A 22,195-nucleotide genomic window follows, 5' to 3' on the forward strand; every position below is an offset into this window, starting at 1 on the left:
CCCAGTCGCCATGATCGGGAGCGGAATGATGGCTTCAGTGGGCTAATGTCCGTTTCACCGGTGCGCGGCCCACTCAAGAATTGTCCGGATTGTCGAGGGTGCCGTGAGCAAACTCACACGGAGATCACGGGCTCTTCACGTCTTCGGCCGGGAATCGCACGTTTAGCCTGACGCTTTACAGAGATGGCGAAACCGGCAACCCGCGCCCGCGCGGGGGTCCCCTTCGGCCCTCGGGGCGCCCGTACACGACGAGGTCTCCTACCACCGTGAAGACGACGATGATGTTCCGCAACATAGCCAACCCCCGGCGCACCACGCTGGCGCACCTCGACGACGCGGAGGCGCTGCGGACGCCGGAGCTGCCGGAGCACTCCGTCGCGCTGCCGGCCCAGACGGCCAACCCCCGCCGCACCATCCTCATGGAGGCACCGGTCGCGGCCGCCGTCGCCCCGTAGCAGCCGCCCCCATCCGGAGATCAGGGGCGCCCCCGCGGCCGGGGGCGCCCCTCCGCCATGCCGCCACCCGGCAGCCGGGCCGTCACTCACCCGGCAGCCGTTCCGTCACCGGGCGGCGCCCCCTCCCCGGTGGCGCACGCCCCCGTTGGCGCCCGCTGCGCGCGGCGCACGCCCCGCGTGGCGCCGGCCGCTGCGCGCGCAATGCGCGCGGCCCGGGGCGCCCGCCGCGTTAGCCTGGAGCGTCAGACTCCTCCCAGCTCAGTCAAGGGGCCAAGCATCCCGTGCGCATCGCCAGATTCTCCATCGACGGGAACGTCGCCTTCGGCGCGGTCGAGGGCGACCGGCCGGACCAGCTCGTCCTCGACATCATCAAGGGCATCCCGTTCGCGGACTTCGAGCTGTCCGGCACCAAGGTGCCGCTGAGCAAGGTACGGCTGCTGCCGCCGGTGCTCCCCAACAAGGTGGTGGCCTTCGGCCGCAACTACGCCGAGCACGCGCGCGAACTCGGCAACGAGGTGCCCGACGCCCCGTTCGCCTTCTTCAAGCCGTCCACCTCGGTGATCGGCCCCGGCGACCCGATCCAGTACCCCTCCTTCTCCGAGGAACTGCACCACGAGGCCGAGCTGGCCGTGGTCATCGGGCGCATGTGCCGCGAGGTCCCGCGCGACCGCGTCAAGGACGTGATCTTCGGCTACACCTGCGCCAACGACATCACCGCCCGCGACGTCCAGCGCCGCGAGAAGCAGTGGGCGCGGGCCAAGGGCTTCGACAGCTCCTGCCCGCTGGGTCCCTGGGTGGAGACGGACCTCGCCCTCGACACCGCGGCCGACCTGACCATCCAGCTCACCGTCAACGGCGAGCAGCGGCAGCTCGGCCGCACCAGCGAGATGATCCACCCCATCGAGGACCTGATCGTCAACATCTCCGAGGCCATGACGCTGCTCCCCGGCGACGTGATCCTCACGGGCACCCCGGCAGGGGTCGGCCCCCTCGGCGTCGGCGACGAGGTCGCCGTCACCATCGAAGGCATCGGCACTCTCACCAACAAGGTTGTCAAGCGTGGCTAGCGCACCCGGCTCCTCCGTACGCGTCCGTTTCTGCCCCTCGCCCACCGGTAACCCGCACGTGGGCCTGGTCCGCACCGCCCTGTTCAACTGGGCCTTCGCGCGCCACCACCAGGGCACTCTGGTCTTCCGCATCGAGGACACCGACGCGGCCCGCGACTCCGAGGAGTCGTACGAGCAGCTGCTGGAGGCGATGCGCTGGCTCGGCTTCGACTGGGACGAGGGCCCCGAGGTCGGCGGCCCGCACGCGCCCTACCGCCAGTCGCAGCGCATGGACCTCTACGCCGACGTCGCGCGCAAGCTCCTGGACGGCGGGTACGCCTACCACTGCTACTGCTCCCAGGAGGAGCTGGACAGCCGCCGCGAGGCCGCCCGCGCCGCCGGCAAGCCCTCCGGCTACGACGGCCACTGCCGCGAGCTGAGCGCCGCGCAGGTCGAGGAGTACACGGCGCAGGGCCGCGCGCCCATCGTCCGCTTCCGCATGCCCGACGAGGCGATCACCTTCACGGACCTGGTCCGCGGCGAGATCACCTACCTCGCGGAGAACGTCCCGGACTACGGCATCGTCCGCGCCAACGGCGCCCCCCTCTACACGCTCGTCAACCCGGTCGACGACGCCCTGATGGAGATCACCCACGTCCTGCGCGGCGAGGACCTGCTCTCCTCCACCCCGCGCCAGATCGCCCTCTACAAGGCGCTGACCGACCTGGGCATCGCCAAGTCCGTCCCCGCCTTCGGCCATCTGCCCTACGTCATGGGCGAGGGCAACAAGAAGCTCTCCAAGCGCGACCCGCAGTCCTCGCTGAACCTCTACCGCGAGCGCGGCTTCCTGCCCGAGGGCCTGCTCAACTACCTCTCCCTGCTGGGCTGGTCGCTCTCGGCCGACCAGGACATCTTCTCCGTCGAGGAGATGGTCGCCGCCTTCGAGATCGGCGACGTCAACCCCAACCCGGCGCGCTTCGACCTGAAGAAGTGCGAGGCGATCAACGCCGACCACATCCGCCTGCTCGACGTGAAGGACTTCACCGAGCGCTGCGCCCCCTGGCTCAAGGCCCCCGTCGCCCCCTGGGCCCCGGAGGACTTCGACGAGGCCAAGTGGCAGGCGATCGCCCCGCACGCGCAGACCCGTCTGAAGGTCCTCTCCGAGATCACCGACAACGTCGACTTCCTGTTCCTGCCGGAGCCGGTCCTCGACGAGGCGAGCTGGGCCAAGGCGATGAAGGAGGGCTCCGACGCCCTGCTGCGCACCGCCCGGGAGAAGCTGGAGTCGGCCGACTGGACCTCGGCCGAGTCCCTGAAGGAGGCCGTCCTCGCGGCCGGCGAGGCCCACGGCCTCAAGCTCGGCAAGGCCCAGGCCCCGGTCCGCGTCGCCGTCACCGGCCGCACCGTCGGCCTGCCCCTCTTCGAGTCCCTGGAGATCCTGGGCAAGGAGCGGACGCTCGCCCGCATCGACACGGCACTGGCCAAGCTGGCCGCCTGACGCCGCCGGTCCCCGCCGAGGGGCGGCACCCGGGACCCCGGGTGCCGCCCCCGCGTGCTGTCCGGGCGGACCCCGGGACCGCCCCGGCCGCCCGGCGGTACGGTCGAGGGCATGGCCATCGAAGCGGTCCTGTGGGACGTGGACGACACCCTGTTCGACTACACCTCGGCCGACCGGACCGGCATGCGGGCGCACCTGGCCGCCGAACGGCTGCTGGCGGGGTACGGCACCGTCGAGCGGGCGCTGGCGCACTGGCGGCGGATCACGGACGCCCAGTGGGCGCGGTTCGCGGCCGGTGAGGCGACCTTCGAGGAGCAGCGGCGCGACCGGGTGCGGGTCTTCCTGGGCCGCCCGGAGCTGACCGACGCCGAATCCGAGGCGTGGTTCCGGCGCTACCTGGGGCACTACGAGGCCGCCTGGGCGCTCTTCCCGGACGTGCTGCCCGCCCTGGACGCCCTCGCGGCCGGCCACCGGCACGCCGTGCTGTCCAACTCCAGCCTGCACGTCCAGGAGCGCAAGCTGCGCGTCCTCGGTGTGCGCGACCGCTTCGAGACCGTGCTGTGCGCCGCGGAGCTGGGCGTGTCGAAACCGGCCGCCGGGGCGTTCCACGCGGCCTGCGAGGCACTGGGCCTGGCCCCGCGCGAGGTCGCCTACGTCGGGGACCACCCCGAGATCGACGGGCGGGGCGCCGCCGAGGCGGGGCTGCTGTCGGTCTGGATCGACCGCGGCGGTGTGCCCACCGGCGCCGGCCGGGACGCCGCCGTGCGCCGGATCGCCTCCCTCGCCGAACTCCCGGCGGTGCTCGGCGCGGATACCCGTTTTGGAGCCCCGTCCACCTTCGGGTAATGTTCTTCCTGCGCCGCGGGAAGCGGGCCGGAAGGCCGGAAACCCCGGGGCGCAGTACTAGAACAAGGACCCCTCCGGGGCTTGCGTTCCAGTGGCCTATGGTGTAATTGGCAGCACGACTGATTCTGGTTCAGTTAGTCTTGGTTCGAGTCCAGGTAGGCCAGCTCGCAGATGCTTCAATCTGCAACCCGCGGATCTGATCCGCGAGCCCCCGTTGTGTAGCGGCCTAGCACGCTGCCCTCTCAAGGCAGTAGCGCCGGTTCGAATCCGGTCGGGGGTACAGATCCTTCCCGCGAGGACAGGCAGGGTAGCTCCCACTGACTTCACGGTGACAACATCCGGCTACCGCCGGGTGGGGATCGCTAGGGCCCCCGTTGTGTAGCGGCCTAGCACGCCGCCCTCTCAAGGCGGTAGCGCCGGTTCGAATCCGGTCGGGGGTACTGACTGGTCTAAACCATCATTGGTCTATGGTGTAATTGGCAGCACGACTGATTCTGGTTCAGTTAGTCTTGGTTCGAGTCCAGGTAGACCAGCTCGGACCTGCGGAAACGCAGCGTCCAGGCCCCCGTTGTGTAGCGGCCTAGCACGCCGCCCTCTCAAGGCGGTAGCGCCGGTTCGAATCCGGTCGGGGGTACACCATCGATGGGCCCCGCTCCGGCGGGGCCCATCGGCGTATCCGGCCCGGCCGGCTCCGGCTCACTCGAAGCCGTAGCGCCGGGCCGTCTCCTCCTCCTGGGCCAGCCGGTGCAGCGCCTGGAGCACCGGCTCGTTGAGGATCGCCCCCAGCACCGCGAACTCGATCCGTTCCGCGTCCGACGCGTACCCCTCCATGTGGTCCAGGTCGAGAACGGCCGTCCGGTACATCAACTCGGCGTACGGCGCGAGCAGTTCCGCCCCGAACCCGTACCCGAGCCGGCGGAACGCGGCCACCGCCACCACCAGCGAGCGGTACGCGGGCGAGATGGTCGTGAGCTGCCTGGTGTTCTCCCAGCCGAGCCGGTCCAGGAGGGCCAGCACCTCCCGCTGCGCGGCCCGGACGTACTCGTCGTCCTCGTCCGGCTCCGGCACCTGCGGCAGCGCCCACAGCGCCGCGCCCAGCCGGATCGTGCGGCCCAGGTCCTCGTCGTCCACGTGCCCGAGCACCTCGCGCACCGTCGCCACCGGCACCTTGCCCACCTGGATCATCGCCCGCACCAGCCGCAGCCGGCGCAGATGCTCCTCGTCGTACTCGGCCTTCGTCGCGTTCACCTGGCGTCCCGGCGGCAACAGCCCTTCGCGCAGGTAGTACTTGATCGTCGCGGTGGACACACCGCTGCGCCTGCTCAGCTCGGCCAGCCGCATCTCTTGCGCCTCTCCTTGGGAAGTGCCACTATCCAACCACCAACTGAATGGATAGCGGAGCTATCCGACCGAGGGTCAGGGGGTTGTCGTGTTCGCGAAGCCGGTGCGGGGTCGTACGACCGCGGACGCCGAAGGCGAGGTGGTGGTCCTGCTGATCGGCATGCGGATCAACCACTTCTGGGCGGTGCACCAGTGGCCGCTGGTCATGCTCTCGATGATCCGCATGCGGCGGGAGCTGGCCCGCGACCCCGGCCGGGGGCTGCTGGGGAGCGTTCTGCTGACGGCCTCGCCGCGCACCTACTACGCCGTCCAGTACTGGGAGTCCAGGGACAAGCTGTACGCCTACGCCGCCGCGCCCGACATGTTCCACCACCGGGTCTGGGCGGTCGTCAACCGCAAGGAGCGCGCGGGCGCGGTCCGCGGGCACGTGGGGCTGTGGCACGAGGCGTACGTGGCGCCGGAGGGGTCGTACGAGTCGATCTACGTCGACATGCCCGCGTTCGGCCTGGCCGGGGCGCACGGGCAGCTACCGCTGGCCGCGCGGGGCCGGTACGCCGGGGACCGGTTCGCGCACCGCTCGGGGGAGGCGGTGCGGTGACCGCCGCACGGCGCTCGGCGCCGGCCGTGGCCTGCGCGCTGCTGTGCGGGCTGACGCTCGCCGGCTGCGGGGACGACGGCCTGGACGGGAAGATCGCGGACTACGACACCGTGACGGTCTGGTCGGGCGGCGGCACCTCGGCGCACGAGGTGGGCGAGCTGACGGTCCTGGCACCGGTGACCGTCAAGTGCCACACCGACGGCTGGTACAAGGTCTCCTACGACGGCGGCTCCGGCTGGATCGACTCCAGTACGTCGATCATCAGCAAGAAGGGCGAGGTCGCGCCGCACATGGTCCCGGAGTGCTGAGCGCGGCCGCGGGAGCCGGGTGACCGGGAGACCGGACGGCCCGGGCAACGGGGGAGCGGGGGTGTGGGGGAGCGGGGAAAAGGAGAACGGGGTATGGGGGAGGGCTCGCCGCGGCGTCGGGGCGGGTCCTCCCCGGTGACGTACGGGAGGACGCTGCTCAGCCGGTGCGGCGCAGCGCCTCGGAGAGGCGGGCGGCGGCGTCGATGACCGCCTGGGCGTGCATCCGGCCGGGGTGGCGGGTCAGGCGCTCGATGGGACCGGAGACCGACACGGCGGCCACCACGCGGTTGGAGGGGCCGCGCACGGGCGCGGAGACGGAGGCGACACCCGGCTCGCGCTCGCCGATCGACTGGGCCCAGCCCCGGCGCCGCACCCCCGACAGGGCCGTCGCCGTGAAGCGGGCGCCCTGCAGGCCGCGGTGCAGCCGCTCCGGCTCCTCCCAGGCCATCAGCACCTGGGCCGAGGAGCCCGCCTTCATGGTGAGCGTCGAGCCGACCGGGACGGTGTCCCGCAGGCCGGACAGGCGCTCCGCGGCGGCGACGCAGATACGCATGTCGCCCTGGCGGCGGTAGAGCTGCGCGCTCTCGCCGGTGACGTCCCGCAGGTGGGTGAGGACCGGGCCCGCGGTGGCGAGGAGACGGTCCTCACCCGCGGCCGCGGCCAGTTCCGAGAGCCGGGGGCCGAGAATGAAACGGCCCTGCATGTCACGCGCCACCATGCGGTGGTGTTCCAGAGCCACGGCCAGACGATGGGCCGTGGGCCGTGCCAGCCCGGTCGCCGCGACCAGACCCGCGAGGGTGGCCGGACCGGACTCCAGAGCGCTCAGGACAAGGGCTGCCTTGTCCAGAACGCCGACGCCGCTACTGTTGTCCATGCAACGATACTCGCGTCTCACTCTGTGAAACGCAAGTTCAATTTTCCGTGGAACGCGCCACCCTGGAGACAGAGCGGCCCGTGGACCGGCGGGCCCGGCGGCGGCTGCCCGTACGGGGGGCACGGGGCCGCTTCCTCAAAGATCTCTAGTTGGGCCGGCGCCCCGTGCGTCCGGCCGGAGGGAAAGCGATGGGTAGGACACTCGCGGAGAAGGTCTGGGACGACCACGTCGTCCGGCGCGCCGAGGGCGAGCCCGACCTCCTCTTCATCGATCTGCACCTGCTGCACGAGGTGACCAGCCCCCAGGCGTTCGACGGCCTCCGCAAGAGCGGACGCGGTGTGCGCCGGCTCGACCTGACCATCGCCACCGAGGACCACAACACCCCGACCCTCGACATCGACAAGCCGATCGCGGACCCGGTCTCCCGTGCCCAGCTGGAGACGCTGCGCAAGAACTGCGCCGACTTCGGTGTACGGCTGCACCCGCTGGGCGACGTCGAGCAGGGCGTCGTGCACGTGGTCGGCCCCCAGCTGGGCCTGACCCAGCCGGGCACCACCGTGGTCTGCGGCGACTCGCACACCTCGACGCACGGTGCCTTCGGCGCCCTGGCGTTCGGCATCGGCACCTCCCAGGTGGAGCACGTGCTGGCCACCCAGACGCTGCCCATGGCCCGCCCGAAGACCATGGCGATCACGGTGGACGGCGAGCTGCCCGAGGGCGTCACCGCCAAGGACCTGATCCTGGCCATCATCGCCCGGATCGGCACCGGCGGCGGCCAGGGCTACGTCCTGGAGTACCGCGGCTCCGCCATCGAGAAGCTCTCGATGGAGGCCCGGATGACCATCTGCAACATGTCGATCGAGGCGGGCGCCCGGGCCGGCATGATCGCCCCCGACGAGACCACCTTCGCCTACCTCGAAGGCCGCCCGCACGCCCCCGAGGGCGCGGACTGGGACGCCGCCGTCGCCTACTGGCGGACGCTGCGCACGGACGACGACGCCGAGTTCGACGCCGAGGTCGTCATCGAGGCCGCCGAGCTGTCCCCGTTCGTCACCTGGGGCACCAACCCGGGCCAGGGCGCGCCGCTTTCGGCCGCCGTCCCCGACCCGGCTTCGTACGAAGACGCTTCGGAGCGCCTGGCCGCCGAGAAGGCCCTGGAGTACATGGGGCTGGACGCCGGCCAGCCGCTGCGCTCGATCGGCGTGGACACCGTCTTCGTGGGTTCCTGCACCAACGGCCGCATCGAGGACCTGCGCGCCGCCGCCGACATCGTGCGCGGCCGCAAAGTCGCCGACGGCGTACGGATGCTGGTCGTCCCCGGCTCCGCGCGGGTCGGCCTGCAGGCCGTCTCCGAGGGCCTGGACGTGGTCTTCAAGGAGGCCGGCGCCGAATGGCGGCACGCGGGCTGCTCGATGTGCCTGGGCATGAACCCCGACCAGCTGGCCCCCGGCGAGCGCTCCGCCTCCACCTCCAACCGCAACTTCGAGGGCAGGCAGGGCAAGGGCGGCCGCACCCATCTGGTGTCGCCGCAGGTCGCCGCCGCCACCGCGGTCCTCGGCCACCTGGCCTCCCCGGCCGACCTGTCCGACGCCGACGCCCCCACGCCCGCTGGAGTCTGAGAGATCATGGAAGCCTTCACCACCCACACCGGCCGGGCCGTCCCGCTGCGCCGCAGCAATGTCGACACCGACCAGATCATCCCCGCCCACTGGCTCAAGAAGGTCACCCGCGACGGCTTCGAGGACGGCCTGTTCGAGGCGTGGCGCAAGGACCCCGAGTTCGTGCTCAACCGCCCCGAGCGGCAGGGCGCCTCGGTGCTGGTCGCCGGCCCCGACTTCGGCACCGGCTCGTCCCGTGAGCACGCCGTCTGGGCGCTGCAGAACTACGGCTTCAAGACGGTGATCTCCGCCCGCTTCGCCGACATCTTCCGGGGCAACTCGCTGAAGAACGGCCTGCTCACGGTGGTCCTGGACCAGAAGGTCGTGGACGCGCTGTGGGAGCTGACCGAGCAGGACCCCACCGCCGAGATCACCGTGGACCTGGAGGCCCGCGAGGTGCGCGCCGAGGGCATCACCGCCCCCTTCGAGCTGGACGAGAACTCCCGCTGGCGCCTGCTGAACGGCCTGGACGACATCTCGATCACCCTGCAGAACGAGGACGCCGTCGCCGCCTACGAGGCCGGGCGCCCGGCGTTCAAGCCGCGCACCCTCCCGGTCTGACGGGTCCGAACCGGCCCCCGGACCGCTGACCGGGCCCCGGGCCCGCAGGACCCGAGGCAAGTCGAGTTTCGGCCACCGTGAAACGCCGCTGTACCCCCGATCGGCCCGATCGGGGGTACAGCCTTTTTTGTGCCCGCCGCGCCCGGTGCGCCGCCGTGCGTCGGGACAACTTCCCACGTTAGGACGGTTGTTGCCCGGGTAGGCGACTGCGCGGGCCGTAGTCGGCGGCCGGCCCGGACAGGCCGTACACGGCGGCAGTTGCCCCCTGCGCAGGCGACAACTCGCCCCAGATGGCACAATCTGTGCATGGACAACGACGGCCAACTCCAGCTCTATACGGCGGTCGCGGCCCAACTGAAGGAAGCGCACGCAAGAGTGCGCGCACTGCAAGTCCCGGAGGGCGTACGGATGGCGCTGACCCGGAAGCTGCTGGTCATTACGGCCGCGGCCAAGCACGATCTCGCCGCAGCGACAAGGCGTCTGGAGCGGTTCACCGCGGACCTCGACGAGGGCCGAATCCCCGGCGGGGAAGGCTGAACAGCCCGAGATCACCGAGTCGGTTGCGGCACAAGGGTGATTAGCCCGTTTCGTGTTTGATTTGCGGTATATATCTGCCTAACGTGCGAAAAAGCTTGAACACTTTCGTTCTGGCGAGGTCTCCGAAGGGGAAGACGTGAACAAGGCGCAGCTCGTAGAAGCGATTGCCGACAAGATGGGCGGCCGGCAGCAGGCCGCCGACGCCGTCGACGCGGTGCTGGACGCCATCGTCCGCGCGGTCGTCGGGGGAGACCGGGTCTCGGTCACCGGCTTCGGGTCCTTCGAGAAGGTGGACCGTCCGGCCCGCTACGCCCGTAACCCGCAGACGGGCGAGCGGGTGCGGGTCAAGAAGACCTCCGTTCCCCGCTTCCGGGCCGGCCAGGGCTTCAAGGATCTGGTGAGCGGCTCGAAGAAGCTGCCCAAGAACGACATCGCGGTGAAGAAGGCGCCCAAGGGCAGCCTGTCCGGCCCGCCCGCCACCATCGCCAAGGCGGTCGGCAAGAAGGCCGCCGCGAAGAAGACGACGGCGGCCGCGGCCAAGAAGGCCACTGCGAAGAAGACCGCGGCGGCGGGCGCCGCGAAGAAGACCACCGCGAAGAAGACGACGGCCGCGGCGAAGAAGGCCACGCCGGCGGCGAAGAAGACCACGGCCGCGAGCGCCGCGAAGAAGACCGCGGCGAAGAAGGCCCCCGCGAAGAAGGCGACGGCGAAGAAGGCCCCCGCCAAGAAGTCGACCGCGCGCAAGACCACCGCCAAGAAGACCACCGCCCGCGGCAAGTAACCGCGACCGGTACCCACGCGCCGGGCCGGGCCCCTCCGGGAGCCCGGCCCGCGGTGTGTCCGGGCAGCTCAGAAGGTCTGCAGCGTCACCAGCGTGATCCGCAGGGCGGCGCCCTCGCCCGCCGTCTCGATCCGCACCCGCTGCCCCGGCCGCAGCAGCCGCAGCCCGCCCGCGTCGAACGCCGGCGCGTCGAACCCCAGCGGGGTCCCGTCGTCCAGGAGCACCTGCCCGCTCCGGCTCTCGGGATCGTACGTATACGCGGTCGCCTGCATGAACGGCAGCCTACTGCCCACCCCCGAGCCCCGCCCGCGGGCCCGACGCCACCGGCTCACCCTCGGCCGCCGCCCGCCCCGACCTCACCGCTCCGAGATCAGCAGGCGCGCCGCCACCGCCGCCGTGCGGGGGCCGACGCCGAGGGACAGGGCCGCGCGCAGGTCGGCGCCGGTGTCCACGTCCTGGCGTACGGAGGGCACTGCGGCCGGGTGCAGTTCGATCGCGCCCGAGGTGCGGTGGCGGGCGCGTGAGTCGCCGCCGAATGCCGGGCGCAGCGCGTGGCCGGGCGTCGCGGCCAGCAAGGTGGTGCCCACCTGTGCCATATCCGCGAGAAATGCGCGCGGAAATGCCGCCGCCGCATTCAGGACCCGGCCCAATTCCGCCGGCCGCAGCGCCGGAAGATCCGCGTTCATGGCCGCGACGGGACAGGCGGGCCGCACCGCCCGCACGGCCGCCGTACCGTGCGCGAGTGCGGCGTTCAGGCCCGCGCCGGGAGTGTCCGGGACGATCCGGGCACCCAGCGCCGCCAGCTCCCGCCCGGCCACGGCATCGTCCGTGACGACCGCCACATCCGCCACCGCCGGGCACTCCAGCGCGGCGGCCACCGTGTCCTGGGCGAAGGCGAGGGCCAGCCGTGGGCGGATCGAGCCGTGGGCGGTGTCCGAGAGCCTGCTCTTGGCCCGCGCCAGGGGCTTCAGGGGGATGACCAAGGTCCACAGCACGCGCGTTCGTCCCTCTCTCGTCGCGGACATTCTCCCCCGGCCCACCTCGGTCCGCGCAGGCCGGGGCGTACGGTGTCCTCGACAGACCGGCGGCCCGGGGCGGACACTTGTGCGGCCCCCCGGCCCAGGTGTCAGCCCAAGAGGAAGGTGTCCGTGTGCCCCGCCGCAGAATCGGCTTCTGGTACCGCTTCGCTGCGGTGATCTGCAAACCACCGCTGGTGCTTCTGGTCAAGCGGGACTGGCGTGGAATGGAGAACATGCCGGCCGATGGCGGATTCATCACCGCGGTGAATCACAATTCGCACATCGACCCCTTCGCCTACGCCCATTTCCAGTACAACACCGGGCGGGTCCCGCGATTCCTCGCGAAGAGCGGCCTTTTCAAGAAGGGATTCGTCGGCGCCGCGATGCGCGGTACCGGCCAGATTCCCGTCTACCGCGAGAGCACGGACGCGCTGAGCGCCTTCCGCGCCGCGATCGACGCCGTGGAGCGCGGCGAGTGCGTCGCCTTCTACCCCGAGGGCACCCTCACCCGCGACCCGGACGGCTGGCCGATGGCCGCCAAGACGGGCGCCGCCCGGGTCGCGCTGCAGACCCGGTGCCCGGTGGTCCCGGTCGCCCAGTGGGGCGTCAACGAACTGCTGCCGCCCTACGCCAAGAAGCCGCACGTCTGGCCGCGCAAGACCCACCAGGTGCTGGCCGGGCCGCCCGTGGACCTCTCGCGTTTCTACGGTCGGGAGATGACCCCGGACGTGCTGAAGGAGGCCACCGAGGTCATCATGGCGTCCGTCACCCGCCTGCTGGAGCAGATCCGCGGCGAGAAGGCACCCGCCGTGGTCTACGACCCGCGCCGCGAGCGGATCGAGCAGCGCCGCAGGACCCAGGCGCAGAACCGCGCCCGCGGCCAGGAGAAGGCCGCGGAGCAGGCCGCCCCGGCCGGGCGCCAGGCACCCGCCGCCCGGGACACCGCCGGGAACGCCGTACCGGAAGCCGTACAGGAAGAGGAGCAGGGCACGTGAGCAAGCCGGTCCAGCCGGTCAGGGCCGCCGTCTTCGGCACCGGATCGTGGGGCACCGCCTTCGCCGTGGTCCTCGCCGACGCCGGCTGCGAGGTCACCCTGTGGGCCCGCCGCCAGGAGGTGGCCGACGCGGTCAACTCCACCCGGACCAATCCGGACTACCTGCCCGGCGTCGAACTCCCGCGCACCGTGCGGGCCACCACGGACGCCGCCGAGGCCGCCCGCGACGCCGACTTCACGGTCCTGGCCATCCCCTCCCAGACCATGCGCGGCAACCTCGCCGCCTGGCTGCCGCTGCTCGCCCCGGACACCGTCGTCGTCTCCCTGATGAAGGGCGTCGAACTCGGTTCCGCGATGCGCATGAGCGAAGTCATCGAGGACGTCACCGGGATCGGCGCGGACCGCGTCGCCGTGGTCACCGGCCCCAACCTGGCCCGCGAGATCGCCGCCCGGATGCCCGCCGCGGGCGTCGTGGCCTGCACCGACGAGGCCGTGGCCCGCCGCCTCCAGGCCGCCTGCCACACCCCGTACTTCCGGCCGTACACCAACACCGACGTGATCGGCTGCGAACTGGGCGGCGCCGTCAAGAACGTGATCGGCCTGGCCGTGGGCATCGCCGACGGCATGGGCCTCGGCGACAACGCCAAGGGCTCGCTCATCACCCGCGGGCTCGCCGAGACCACCCGCCTGGGCATGGCCCTGGGCGCCGACCCGCTGACCTTCTCCGGACTGGCCGGCCTCGGTGACCTGGTGGCCACCTGCTCCTCGCCGCTGTCGCGCAACCACACCTTCGGCACCAACCTCGGCAGGGGCATGACCCTCCAGGAGACCATCGCGGTCACCCGGCAGACCGCCGAGGGCGTCAAGTCCTGCGAGTCGGTGCTCGATCTGGCCCGCCGGCACGGCGTCGACATGCCGATCACCGAGACCGTCGTCGGCATCGTGCACGAAGGCAAATCCCCGGTGGTCGCCCTCAAGGAGCTGATGTCGCGCAGCGCGAAGCCCGAGCGACGCTGAGCGACCCGCGTTTCCCAGCCTGCCCCAGGGCAGTACCACCGGGTACGCTCATCGCGATATGAGCACCGAGAACCTCCCCCAGAGCCCTGAGCAGCCGCCTCGCAAGCCGCGCGTGGCCGTCGTCTGCGGCGGCCGCAGCTCCGAACACGGGATCTCCGTGGTCACCGCCGGAGCGGTGCTGCGCGCCATCGACCGGACCAAGTACGAGGTCCTGCCGATCGGCATCACCCGGGACGGCCGCTGGGCCCTGACCGCGGACGACCCGGACCGGATGGCCATCACCGACCGCCGTACGCCCAGCGTCGACGACCTCGCCGAGTCCACCGAGGGCGGCGTGGTGCTCCCCGTCGACCCGGGCAGCCGCGAAGTCGTCTACAGCGAGCCGGGTTCGGTGCCCAAGGCGCTCGGCGAGGTCGACGTCGTCTTCCCCGTGCTGCACGGCCCCTACGGCGAGGACGGCACCCTCCAGGGCCTGCTGGAGCTGTCCGGCGTGCCCTACGTCGGCTCCGGCGTGCTCGCCTCGGCCGTCGGCCAGGACAAGGAGTACATGAAGCGGGTGTTCACCTCCTTCGGGCTCAAGGTCGGCCCGTACGTGGTGATCCGGCCGCGCGAGTGGGCGCGGGACCGGGCCGCCGCCCGCAAGAAGATCGTCGACTTCGCCGGCGAGCACGGCTGGCCGCTGTTCGTGAAGCCTGCGCGCGCGGGCTCCTCCATCGGCATCACCAAGGTCGAGGACCTCGCCGGACTGGACGAGGCGATCGAGGAGGCCCAGCGGCACGACCCCAAGGTGCTCGTGGAGGCCGCGGTGCGCGGCCGGGAGATCGAGTGCGGGGTGCTGGAGTTCGAGGACGGCCCGCGGGCCTCCGTACCGGCCGAGATCCCGCCGCCCCAGCAGCACGCGTACTACGACTTCGAGGCGAAGTACATCAACTCCACCCCCGGCATCGTGCCCGCCCCGCTGACCGAGGAGCAGACCGCCGAGGTGCGGCGGCTCGCGGTCGAGGCGTTCGAGGCGGCCTCCTGCGAGGGCCTGGTGCGCGCCGACTTCTTCCTCGGCGAGGACGGCGAGTTCGTGATCAACGAGATCAACACCATGCCCGGCTTCACGCCCATCTCGATGTACCCGCAGATGTGGCAGGCCACCGGGGTCTCCTACGAGGAGCTGGTGGACCGCCTGATCCGGGCGGCGCTGGAGCGGTCCACGGGCCTGCGCTGAGCACGGGCTGCGGTCAGTCGGCGATCCCTTCGGGGATCGCCTTCTTGATGGCCGGGGCCAGCGAGACCAGCGGCGCCACGCCATGACCGGTGCGGCTCTCGGGGAGGGTGACCTCCACGTACGCCGTGCGCAGCGTGGTGGTGAACCGGAACGATCCGTCACCCTGCTTCTGGAGCAGCCAGCCCACCCCGTCCACCTCGGCCCCGTCGGCGTCGGGATCGTTCATCGCGGCGGGCCGCGGCACCCCGCAGCGCAGTATGATCACCGGGCTTCCCCAGCCCGCGGTCAGTTCCGACGCGGGCCGGGGGTCGTGGCGGCTCAGTCCGTCCACCTTCTGCGGCAGCGCCCTGTCCAGGTTCCGGCACAGCTTCGCGACCGCCGTGTCCGGGCTGGGAACCGCAGCGGTGGCGCTGTCGTCGCTTGAGGAACAGCCCGTGGTGATGATCAGCGCGGCGAAGGCGGCAGGCGGACCGAGAAGCCGGTGACGGAGAAAGCTCACCGGCCCAGGGTAGACGGGGGCTACAGATGCACGACCGGGCAGGTCAGGGTGCGTGTGATGCCGTCCACCTGCTGGACCTTGGCCACCACCATCCGGCCCAGGTCGTCGACGGTGTCGGCCTGCGCGCGCACGATGACGTCGTACGGGCCCGTCACGTCTTCTGCCTGGATCACTCCGGGCAGTCTGCCGATCGTCTCGGCGACGGTCGACGCCTTGCCGACCTCCGTCTGGATCAGGATGTACGCCTGTACCACGGAACCTCCAGGGCGGCCACGAGGATCATGTGGGGAAAAGGAACGCCACGGTACCGCGTCACCCTGTGCCGGCGGGAGACCCGCGGGCTACGTGGCCCGCGCGCCGGGGTGCGGGTAGGACTGGAAGCGACGGTTCTGGCGACCGTGGCGAGCCGCGCGTCCGCGCGCGACCGGGAACGTACAGGGACAGAAGGGGTGCAACGGCCATGAAGGGCACTGTCGGTGAGCTGGGGGAGTTCGGGCTCATCAGGGAGCTGACCTCCCGCCTCACCACCACCCCGGCGGTCCGGGTCGGTCCCGGCGACGACGCCGCGGTGGTCGCCGCACCCGACCGCAGGGTCGTGGCGAGCACCGACATACTCCTGGAGGGGCGGCACTTCCGCCGGGACTGGTCCACCGCCTACGACGTGGGCCGCAAGGCGGCGGCGCAGAACCTCGCGGACATCGCCGCCATGGGCGCGGTCCCGACCGCCCTGCTGCTCGGCCTGGTCGTGCCCGCCGAACTCCCGGTCACCTGGCCCACCGAACTGATGGACGGCCTGCGCGACGAGTGCCAGGTCGCCGGCGCCTCCGTGGTCGGCGGCGACGTGGTGCGCGGCGACACGATCATGGTGTCCATCACCGCGCTCGGCGATCTGCGCAACCACGAGCCGGTGACCCGCGCGGGCGCCCAGCCCGGCGACCTCGTCGCCGTGACCGGCTGGCTGGGCTGGTCCGCGGCCGGTTACGCGGTGCTCTCCCGCGGTTTCCGCTCGCCGCGCGCCTTCGTCGAGGCGCACCGCCGCCCCGAACCGCCCTACCACGCGGGCCCGGCGGCCGCCGGACTCGGCGCGACCGCGATGTGCGACGTCAGCGACGGGCTCATCGCCGACCTCGGGCACATCGCGGAGGCCAGCAAGGTCCGTATCGACATCCGGTCCGGCGCCATCGACGTCCCCTCGCAGATGAACGACATCGGGCAGGCCGTCGGCGTCGACCCGCTGCAGTGGGTGCTCTCCGGGGGAGAGGACCACGCGATCGTGGCCACCTTCCCCCCGGACGTGAAGCTGCCGGCCCGCTGGAAGGTGATCGGCGAAGTGCTCAACCCCTCCGCCCTGCCCCAGGTCACGGTCGACGGAGCGCCGTGGACCAAGAAGGGCGGCTGGGACCACTTCGGGGACATCGAGTCATGAGCGCCGCACCGCCCCGGGTGCTGACCGTCGCCGGGTCCGACTCCGGCGGGGGCGCCGGCATCCAGGCCGACCTGAAGACGATGCTCGCCCTCGGCGTGCACGGCATGAGCGTGCTCACCGCCGTGACCGCGCAGAACTCCCTGGGCGTGCAGGGCGCCTGGGAGCTGCCCGTGGAGGCCGTCCGGGCCCAGTACCGCAGTGTGGTGGACGACATCGGCGTCCAGGCGGTCAAGACCGGCATGCTGTCCTCGGCGGAACTGGTCGAGGCGGTGGCCGCGTTGCTCGCCGGGACCGACGCGCCCAAGGTCGTCGACCCCGTGGGCGTCTCCAAGCACGGCGACCCGCTGCTGGCCGCCTCCGCCCTGGAGTCCGTCCGCACCAGGCTGCTGCCGGTGGCGACGGTGGCCACGCCCAACCTCGACGAGGTGGCCCAGCTGACCGGCGTCGAGGTGACCTCGGAGACGGGACTGCGCGAGGCCGCCGCGGCCGTGCTGGAGTACGGCCCGCGCTGGGTCCTGATCAAGGGCGGCCATCTGGCCGGGGACGCCGTGGACCTGCTCACCGACGGCTCCGGCGAACACTGGCTGCGCGCCCCCCGGCACGACAACCGGCACACCCACGGCACCGGCTGCACCCTCGCCTCCGCGATCGCGGCGGAGCTGGCGAAGGGCCGGAGCGTGCCCGAGGCGGTGACCGCCGCCAAGGCGTACGTCACCGGGGCGATCGCGGCCGGCTTCGCCCTCGGCGGCGGGATCGGGCCGGTGGACCACGCCTGGCGCTTCCGGGAACAGGGCTGACGCGTCCTGCCCCGGGTCCGGGCATGGCAAAAAGCCGGTCCGTCGAGGACGGACCGGCTTAGTGCAGCGAACCAGCAGTGGCCGCGCGCTTAGCTGTTGCTGTGCGTCAGCGCGAGACCTTGCCGGCCTTGATGCACGAGGTGCAAGCGTTCACGCGCTTCGGCGTCCCGCCGACCACGGTACGCACACGCTGGATGTTCGGGTTCCAGCGACGGGACGTACGGCGGTGCGAAAACGAGATGTTGTTGCCGAAGCCCGGCCCCTTGCCGCAGACGTCGCAGTTGGCAGCCACGGGTCACTCCAAAGACTTCAGATGCACTTACGGTTGATCCCGGCATGCCGGGATCAAGATCTCGGACTCCGAGGAGCACGAGAAACTCTGAAGTGGCGGTGCCAGGGGGAGAGCCCGATCGGATCGGGCAACCGGAGCAGCATACAACGGCTGCTCCCGTACAACGAAACTACCATGGCGTTCCCGGACCCCGCCCGGGCCCTCTTCCGGTGAGCGCCGCCGCTGGGTCTACGCTGCGTCCAGTCCGGAGCACAGGGACCGGGGCACAGGGAGGCGCGGGTGGCGCAGGTGGCGCAGACGTTCGACGCGCCCGCGGTGCGGATCTGGTGCTCCCTGTCCCTGCGGGCGCTGGGACGGGCGCGCGAGGAGATCGACGCGATCAACGTCTATCCCGTGGCCGACGGGGACACCGGCACCAATCTGTACCTGACCGCGGAGTCCGCCGCCGCGGCGGTGGAGGCCGTGTTCGCGGCCCACGAGACGGGCACCGGGGCCGTCCCGGGCCCCTCCCTGGCCGAGGCCGCCCGCGCGATGGCGCACGGCGCGCTGATCGGCGCGCGGGGCAACTCCGGGACGATCCTCGCCCAGCTGTTGCGCGGCATGGCGGAGGTCCTCGCCGCCGGCGGCGACGGCGACCGCGCCGACGGGCACGGCCTGCGGCTCGCCCTGCGCCGCGCCGCCGACTCGGCCCGCCAGGCGGTGGCCCACCCGGTCGAGGGCACGGTCCTGTCGGTCGCCTCGGCCGCCGCCGACGCGGCCGGGCGGACCGGCGGCGACTGCGGCACCGTCGCACGGGCCGCCTACGAGGGCGCGCGCACGGCCCTCGCCGCCACCCCGGGCCAGCTCGCCGCCCTCCGGCACGCCGGAGTGGTCGACGCGGGCGGCCGCGGCCTGGTGGCGGTGCTGGCCGCCCTGGTGGAGACGTTCACGGGCGAGACGTTCACGGGCGAGACGTTCACCGGGCAGGCGGCCCAGGCCGGGCGGGCGGCCCCAGCAGGGCAGGCGGCCCCAGCAGGGCAGGCGGCCCCAGCAGGGCAGGCGGCCCCAGCGGGGCAGGAGGTCCAGGCCGGGCAGGGAACCTGTGCGGCGCTCACGGCTCCCGCCACACCCGCCACACCAGTCACGTCGGTTGCACCCACCCCACCCGCCACACCCGCTGGTGGACCCGCCTTCGAGGTGATCTACCTCCTGGAGGCCGACGACACCGCCGTGGCCCGGCTGCGGCAGCGGCTGGACGCGCTCGGGGACTCCCTCGTCGTGGTGGGCGGCGACGGACTGTGGAACGTGCACGTGCACGTCGACGACGCGGGCGCCGCCGTGGAGGCGGGCGTCGAGGCCGGCCGGCCGCACCGCATCCGGATCACCCACTTCGGCGCGGGCGACGCGCACACCGCGGGCGCCGGACGGCCGCCCCGAGAGCGCGTCCAGCGGGCCGTGGTGGCCGTCGTCCCCGGCGAGGGCCTGGCCGGGCTGTGCGCCGAGGCCGGGGCCACCCCGGTGCTCGCCCGCCCCGGCGAGCCCCCGGCCAGCGGCGAACTCGTCGACGCGGTACGGCGGGCCCACGCGCGCGAGGTGGTCCTGCTGCCCAACGACGCCGAACTGCACGACACCGCCGCCGCCGCGGCCGAGCAGGTGCGCGGAGAGGGCGTCCGCGTCGCCCTGATCCCGACCCGCTCGGCGGTCCAGGGCCTCGCCGCCCTCGCCGTGCACGAACCGGGCCGCCGCTTCGACGAGGACGTCGTCGCCATGACCTCGGCGGCCGGCGCCACCCGCCACGCCGAGGTCACCGTCGCCGAGCACCGCTCCTGGACCACCGCCGGCATCTGCCAGGCCGGTGACGTCCTCGGCCTGCTCGACGGCGACGTGGCCGTGATCGGCACCGACGTCACGGACACCGCCCGGACCGTGCTGGACCGCATGCTCGCGGCCGGCGGCGAACTCGTCACCCTCGTCCTCGGCGACGAGGTCCCGGACGCCGTGGCCGGGCACCTGGAGGCCCGCGTCCGCGAGTCCTACCTGGCCGTCGACACCGTCGTCTACCGGGGCGGCCGGCAGGGCGCGCTGCTGTTCATCGGCGTGGAGTAGCGCCCACGCCCCCGGGGGTCTGCGGCATTGTCAGTGGCGTGGTGTGCAATGGATCTCGTGCCCGCACTGCGAGAACCCCTGAAGAAGGTGCTCGGCCCCGCCACCGCGAAGGTGATGGCCGAGCACCTCGGCCTGCACACCGTCGGTGACCTGCTCCACCACTACCCGCGCAGATACGAGGAGCGCGGCCAGCTCACCCACCTCGCCGACCTCCCCATGGACGAGCACGTCACGGTGGTCGCCCAGGTCGCCGACGCCCGCCTGCACAGCTTCGCCTCCGCCCGGGCGCCGCGCGGCAAGGGCCAGCGCCTGGAGGTGACGATCACCGACGGCAGCGGCCGCCTCCAGCTGGTCTTCTTCGGCAACGGCGTGCACAAGCCCCACAAGGAGCTGCTGCCGGGCACCCGCGCGCTGTTCGCGGGCAAGGTCTCCGTCTTCAACCGGCGGCTCCAACTGGCCCATCCCGCCTACGAACTGCTCACGGGGGACGCCGAGGAGAGCGTCGAGTCCTGGGCCGGCGCCCTCATCCCGATCTACCCGGCCACGGCCAAGCTGGAGTCCTGGAAGATCGGCAAGGCCGTCCAGACCGTGCTGCCCAGCGCCCAGGAGGCCGTCGACCCGCTGCCCGCCGCCCTGCGCGCCGGACGCGGCCTGGTCACCCTCCCCGAGGCCCTGCTCAAGATCCACCGCCCGCACACCAAGGCGGACATCGCCGACGCCCGCGCCCGCCTGAAGTGGGACGAGGCGTTCGTCCTCCAGGTCGCCCTGGCCCGCCGCCGCCACGCCGACGCCCTGCTCCCCGCCGTCGCCCGCCGCCCCCGCCCCGACGGCCTCCTCGCCGCCTTCGACGACCGCCTGCCCTTCACCCTCACCGAGGGCCAGCAGAAGGTCTCCCGCGAGATCTTCGACGACCTCGCGACCGAACACCCCATGCACCGCCTGCTCCAGGGAGAGGTCGGCTCGGGCAAGACGATGGTGGCCCTGCGCGCCATGCTCGCCGTCGTCGACGCCGGCGGACAGGCCGCGCTGCTCGCGCCCACCGAGGTGCTGGCCCAGCAGCACCACCGGTCGGTCACCGAGATGATGGGCGAGCTGGCCGAGGGGGGCATGCTCGGCGGGTCCGAGCACGCCACCAAGGTGGTGCTGCTCACCGGCTCGATGGGCGCCGCCGCCCGCCGCCAGGCCCTGCTCGACCTGGTCACCGGCGAGGCCGGCCTGGTCATCGGCACCCACGCGCTGATCGAGGACAAGGTGCAGTTCCACGACCTCGGCCTCGTCGTCGTGGACGAGCAGCACCGCTTCGGCGTGGAGCAGCGCGACGCCCTGCGCGGCAAGGGCAAGCAGCCCCCGCACCTGCTGGTCATGACCGCCACCCCCATTCCGCGCACGGTCGCGATGACCGTCTTCGGCGACCTGGAGACCTCCGTCCTGGACCAGCTCCCCGCCGGGCGCTCGCCCATCGCCAGCCATGTCGTCCCGGCCGCCGACAAACCGCACTTCCTGGCCCGCGCCTGGGAGCGGGTGCGCGAGGAGGCGGCCAAGGGCCACCAGGCGTACGTGGTGTGCCCGCGCATCGGGGACGAGGAGGACGACCCGAAGAAGGCCGGGGAGAAGCCCCCGCAGGAGGGCGCCGACAAGCGCCCGCCGCTCGCCGTCCTCGACGTGGCCGACCAGCTCGCCGCGGGGCCGTTGCAGGGACTGCGCGTCGAGGTGCTGCACGGCAGGATGCCGCCCGACGACAAGGACGCCGCCATGCGCCGCTTCGCCGCGGGGGAGACCGACGTCCTGGTCGCCACCACGGTCATCGAGGTCGGCGTCAACGTGCCGAACGCCACCGTGATGGTGATCACGGACGCCGACCGCTTCGGCGTCTCCCAACTGCACCAGCTGCGCGGCCGGGTCGGCCGCGGCTCGGCGCCCGGCCTGTGCCTGCTGGTCACCGAGATGCCCGCGGCGAGCGCGGCCCGGCAGCGGCTGGACGCGGTGGCCGCCACCCTCGACGGCTTCGAGCTCTCCCGCATCGACCTCGAACAGCGCCGCGAGGGCGACGTCCTCGGCCAGGCCCAGTCCGGCGCCCGCACCAGCCTGCGGGTGCTCGCCGTCATCGAGGACGAGGAGATCATCGCCGAGGCCAGGGAGGAGGCCGCCGCGGTGGTCGCCGCCGACCCGGAGCTGGAGCACCTGCCCGGCCTGCGCACGGCCCTGGACGCGCTGCTGGACGACGAGCGGGAGCAGTACCTGGAGAAGGGCTGACAGACTGGGTACGGCCCGCATCCGGGCCGTACCCAGCCCGTCAGCCCACCGGCCGGCACCCCGCGCACCGCCGGGCGCCGGCGGACCCCCGGCC

At 72.4% G+C, this 22,195-nt stretch carries 24 protein-coding genes and 5 tRNA genes; 22 read left to right on the forward strand and 7 right to left on the reverse strand.

What is annotated here, in order from left to right; translation table 11 throughout:
* Positions 1–266 precede the first annotated feature (266 nt).
* The 9 genes from ABZ858_RS27710 to ABZ858_RS27750 all read left to right on the forward strand — a co-directional run bounded on the left by ABZ858_RS27710 (position 267) and on the right by ABZ858_RS27750 (position 4,479).
* Complete coding sequence (locus ABZ858_RS27710; RefSeq protein WP_361384153.1) at positions 267–455, forward strand: hypothetical protein; 189 nt, start codon at positions 267–269, stop codon at positions 453–455.
* A 281-nt stretch (positions 456–736) separates the two neighbouring features.
* Positions 737–1,522, forward strand: coding sequence for a fumarylacetoacetate hydrolase family protein (locus tag ABZ858_RS27715; protein ID WP_361384156.1), 786 nt, complete (start codon positions 737–739; stop codon positions 1,520–1,522).
* Positions 1,515–2,999, forward strand: a complete 1,485-nt coding sequence (gltX, locus tag ABZ858_RS27720) for a glutamate--tRNA ligase (RefSeq protein WP_361384159.1) — start codon at positions 1,515–1,517, stop codon at positions 2,997–2,999. Before ABZ858_RS27715 ends, gltX begins: the two co-directional genes overlap by 8 nt.
* A gap of 111 nt (positions 3,000–3,110) precedes the next feature.
* Entirely contained in the window at positions 3,111–3,845 is a 735-nt protein-coding gene (locus ABZ858_RS27725) for an HAD family hydrolase (protein ID WP_361384162.1), read from the forward strand.
* Between the two features lie 92 nt (positions 3,846–3,937).
* A tRNA-Gln gene (locus tag ABZ858_RS27730) sits at positions 3,938–4,009 on the forward strand.
* A 43-nt stretch (positions 4,010–4,052) separates the two neighbouring features.
* A tRNA-Glu gene (locus ABZ858_RS27735) sits at positions 4,053–4,125 on the forward strand.
* Positions 4,126–4,212: 87 nt separating this feature from the next.
* A tRNA-Glu gene (locus ABZ858_RS27740) sits at positions 4,213–4,285 on the forward strand.
* 21 nt (positions 4,286–4,306) lie between these two features.
* A tRNA-Gln gene (locus ABZ858_RS27745) sits at positions 4,307–4,378 on the forward strand.
* A gap of 28 nt (positions 4,379–4,406) precedes the next feature.
* Positions 4,407–4,479: transfer RNA gene (locus tag ABZ858_RS27750), tRNA-Glu, on the forward strand.
* A 62-nt stretch (positions 4,480–4,541) separates the two neighbouring features.
* Here ABZ858_RS27750 and ABZ858_RS27755 read toward each other — a convergent pair.
* Positions 4,542–5,186: a MerR family transcriptional regulator gene (locus ABZ858_RS27755; protein WP_361384165.1), complete on the reverse strand. Its 645-nt coding sequence runs from the start codon at positions 5,184–5,186 to the stop codon at positions 4,542–4,544.
* An 88-nt stretch (positions 5,187–5,274) separates the two neighbouring features.
* Here ABZ858_RS27755 and ABZ858_RS27760 point away from each other — a divergent pair, with 88 nt between their 5' ends.
* Both ABZ858_RS27760 and ABZ858_RS27765 read left to right on the forward strand, forming a co-directional pair.
* On the forward strand, positions 5,275–5,784 hold the full coding sequence (locus ABZ858_RS27760; RefSeq protein WP_361384168.1) for a DUF4188 domain-containing protein: 510 nt from the start codon (positions 5,275–5,277) through the stop codon (positions 5,782–5,784).
* Positions 5,781–6,092 (forward strand): SH3 domain-containing protein, encoded by a 312-nt coding sequence (locus ABZ858_RS27765; RefSeq protein ID WP_361384171.1) that lies wholly within the window; start codon positions 5,781–5,783, stop codon positions 6,090–6,092. Before ABZ858_RS27760 ends, ABZ858_RS27765 begins: the two co-directional genes overlap by 4 nt.
* A gap of 157 nt (positions 6,093–6,249) precedes the next feature.
* Here the strand turns inward: ABZ858_RS27765 and ndgR are convergent, their stop codons facing one another.
* Complete coding sequence (gene ndgR, locus ABZ858_RS27770; protein ID WP_361384174.1) at positions 6,250–6,966, reverse strand: IclR family transcriptional regulator NdgR; 717 nt, start codon at positions 6,964–6,966, stop codon at positions 6,250–6,252.
* 188 nt (positions 6,967–7,154) lie between these two features.
* Here ndgR and leuC point away from each other — a divergent pair, with 188 nt between their 5' ends.
* The 4 genes from leuC (at position 7,155) to ABZ858_RS27790 (ending at position 10,503) form a co-directional block, all read left to right on the forward strand.
* Positions 7,155–8,585, forward strand: coding sequence for a 3-isopropylmalate dehydratase large subunit (gene leuC / locus ABZ858_RS27775; protein WP_361384177.1), 1,431 nt, complete (start codon positions 7,155–7,157; stop codon positions 8,583–8,585).
* Between the two features lie 6 nt (positions 8,586–8,591).
* A complete protein-coding gene (gene leuD, locus ABZ858_RS27780) occupies positions 8,592–9,185 on the forward strand; it encodes a 3-isopropylmalate dehydratase small subunit (RefSeq protein WP_361384180.1) in 594 nt (197 codons plus the stop codon).
* Between the two features lie 306 nt (positions 9,186–9,491).
* Entirely contained in the window at positions 9,492–9,722 is a 231-nt protein-coding gene (locus tag ABZ858_RS27785; RefSeq protein ID WP_361384184.1) for a hypothetical protein, read from the forward strand.
* Positions 9,723–9,858: 136 nt separating this feature from the next.
* Complete coding sequence (locus ABZ858_RS27790; protein ID WP_361384187.1) at positions 9,859–10,503, forward strand: HU family DNA-binding protein; 645 nt, start codon at positions 9,859–9,861, stop codon at positions 10,501–10,503.
* Positions 10,504–10,571: 68 nt separating this feature from the next.
* Here ABZ858_RS27790 and ABZ858_RS27795 read toward each other — a convergent pair whose 3' ends face one another.
* Together ABZ858_RS27795 and cofC are read right to left on the reverse strand one after the other, a co-directional pair.
* Positions 10,572–10,775 carry a hypothetical protein gene (locus ABZ858_RS27795; protein WP_361384190.1) on the reverse strand — a complete coding sequence of 68 codons (204 nt, stop codon included), beginning with the start codon at positions 10,773–10,775 and terminating at the stop codon, positions 10,572–10,574.
* Between the two features lie 84 nt (positions 10,776–10,859).
* A complete protein-coding gene (cofC, locus tag ABZ858_RS27800) occupies positions 10,860–11,498 on the reverse strand; it encodes a 2-phospho-L-lactate guanylyltransferase (RefSeq protein ID WP_361384193.1) in 639 nt (212 codons plus the stop codon).
* A 155-nt stretch (positions 11,499–11,653) separates the two neighbouring features.
* Here cofC and ABZ858_RS27805 point away from each other — a divergent pair, with 155 nt between their 5' ends.
* Genes ABZ858_RS27805 through ABZ858_RS27815 form a run of 3 tightly spaced genes read left to right on the forward strand, consistent with a single transcriptional unit; the run spans position 11,654 to position 14,749 of the window.
* The gene (locus tag ABZ858_RS27805; protein ID WP_361384196.1) at positions 11,654–12,517 is read left to right on the forward strand and encodes a lysophospholipid acyltransferase family protein; all 864 of its coding nucleotides are present in this window, start codon (positions 11,654–11,656) and stop codon (positions 12,515–12,517) included.
* Positions 12,514–13,533 (forward strand): NAD(P)H-dependent glycerol-3-phosphate dehydrogenase, encoded by a 1,020-nt coding sequence (locus ABZ858_RS27810; protein WP_361384199.1) that lies wholly within the window; start codon positions 12,514–12,516, stop codon positions 13,531–13,533. Before ABZ858_RS27805 ends, ABZ858_RS27810 begins: the two co-directional genes overlap by 4 nt.
* Before the next feature lie 58 nt (positions 13,534–13,591).
* Positions 13,592–14,749 carry a D-alanine--D-alanine ligase family protein gene (locus ABZ858_RS27815; protein WP_361384202.1) on the forward strand — a complete coding sequence of 386 codons (1,158 nt, stop codon included), beginning with the start codon at positions 13,592–13,594 and terminating at the stop codon, positions 14,747–14,749.
* 13 nt (positions 14,750–14,762) lie between these two features.
* Here the strand turns inward: ABZ858_RS27815 and ABZ858_RS27820 are convergent, their stop codons facing one another.
* On the reverse strand, positions 14,763–15,248 hold the full coding sequence (locus tag ABZ858_RS27820; protein WP_361384205.1) for a DUF3515 domain-containing protein: 486 nt from the start codon (positions 15,246–15,248) through the stop codon (positions 14,763–14,765).
* A gap of 20 nt (positions 15,249–15,268) precedes the next feature.
* Positions 15,269–15,502: an Lrp/AsnC ligand binding domain-containing protein gene (locus tag ABZ858_RS27825; RefSeq protein WP_361384208.1), complete on the reverse strand. Its 234-nt coding sequence runs from the start codon at positions 15,500–15,502 to the stop codon at positions 15,269–15,271.
* 206 nt (positions 15,503–15,708) lie between these two features.
* On the opposite strand from ABZ858_RS27825, the gene ABZ858_RS27830 reads away from it, so the two are divergent.
* A complete protein-coding gene (locus ABZ858_RS27830) occupies positions 15,709–16,674 on the forward strand; it encodes a thiamine-phosphate kinase (RefSeq protein ID WP_361384211.1) in 966 nt (321 codons plus the stop codon).
* A complete protein-coding gene (gene thiD, locus ABZ858_RS27835) occupies positions 16,671–17,471 on the forward strand; it encodes a bifunctional hydroxymethylpyrimidine kinase/phosphomethylpyrimidine kinase (RefSeq protein WP_361384214.1) in 801 nt (266 codons plus the stop codon). The genes ABZ858_RS27830 and thiD overlap by 4 nt, the downstream gene beginning before the upstream one ends.
* Before the next feature lie 106 nt (positions 17,472–17,577).
* Here thiD and rpmB read toward each other — a convergent pair whose 3' ends face one another.
* Positions 17,578–17,763: a 50S ribosomal protein L28 gene (gene rpmB, locus ABZ858_RS27840; RefSeq protein WP_009190838.1), complete on the reverse strand. Its 186-nt coding sequence runs from the start codon at positions 17,761–17,763 to the stop codon at positions 17,578–17,580.
* Positions 17,764–18,042: 279 nt separating this feature from the next.
* Between rpmB and ABZ858_RS27845 the strand changes: the two genes are divergently transcribed.
* Together ABZ858_RS27845 and recG are read left to right on the forward strand one after the other, a co-directional pair.
* Positions 18,043–19,848: a DAK2 domain-containing protein gene (locus tag ABZ858_RS27845; RefSeq protein ID WP_361384217.1), complete on the forward strand. Its 1,806-nt coding sequence runs from the start codon at positions 18,043–18,045 to the stop codon at positions 19,846–19,848.
* Positions 19,849–19,896: 48 nt separating this feature from the next.
* A complete protein-coding gene (recG, locus tag ABZ858_RS27850) occupies positions 19,897–22,101 on the forward strand; it encodes an ATP-dependent DNA helicase RecG (protein WP_361384220.1) in 2,205 nt (734 codons plus the stop codon).
* The last annotated feature ends 94 nt before the right edge of the window (positions 22,102–22,195 follow it).

Source organism: Streptomyces sp. NPDC047017, from assembly GCF_040644175.1.
Taxonomy (GTDB): Bacteria; Actinomycetota; Actinomycetes; order Streptomycetales; family Streptomycetaceae; genus Streptomyces.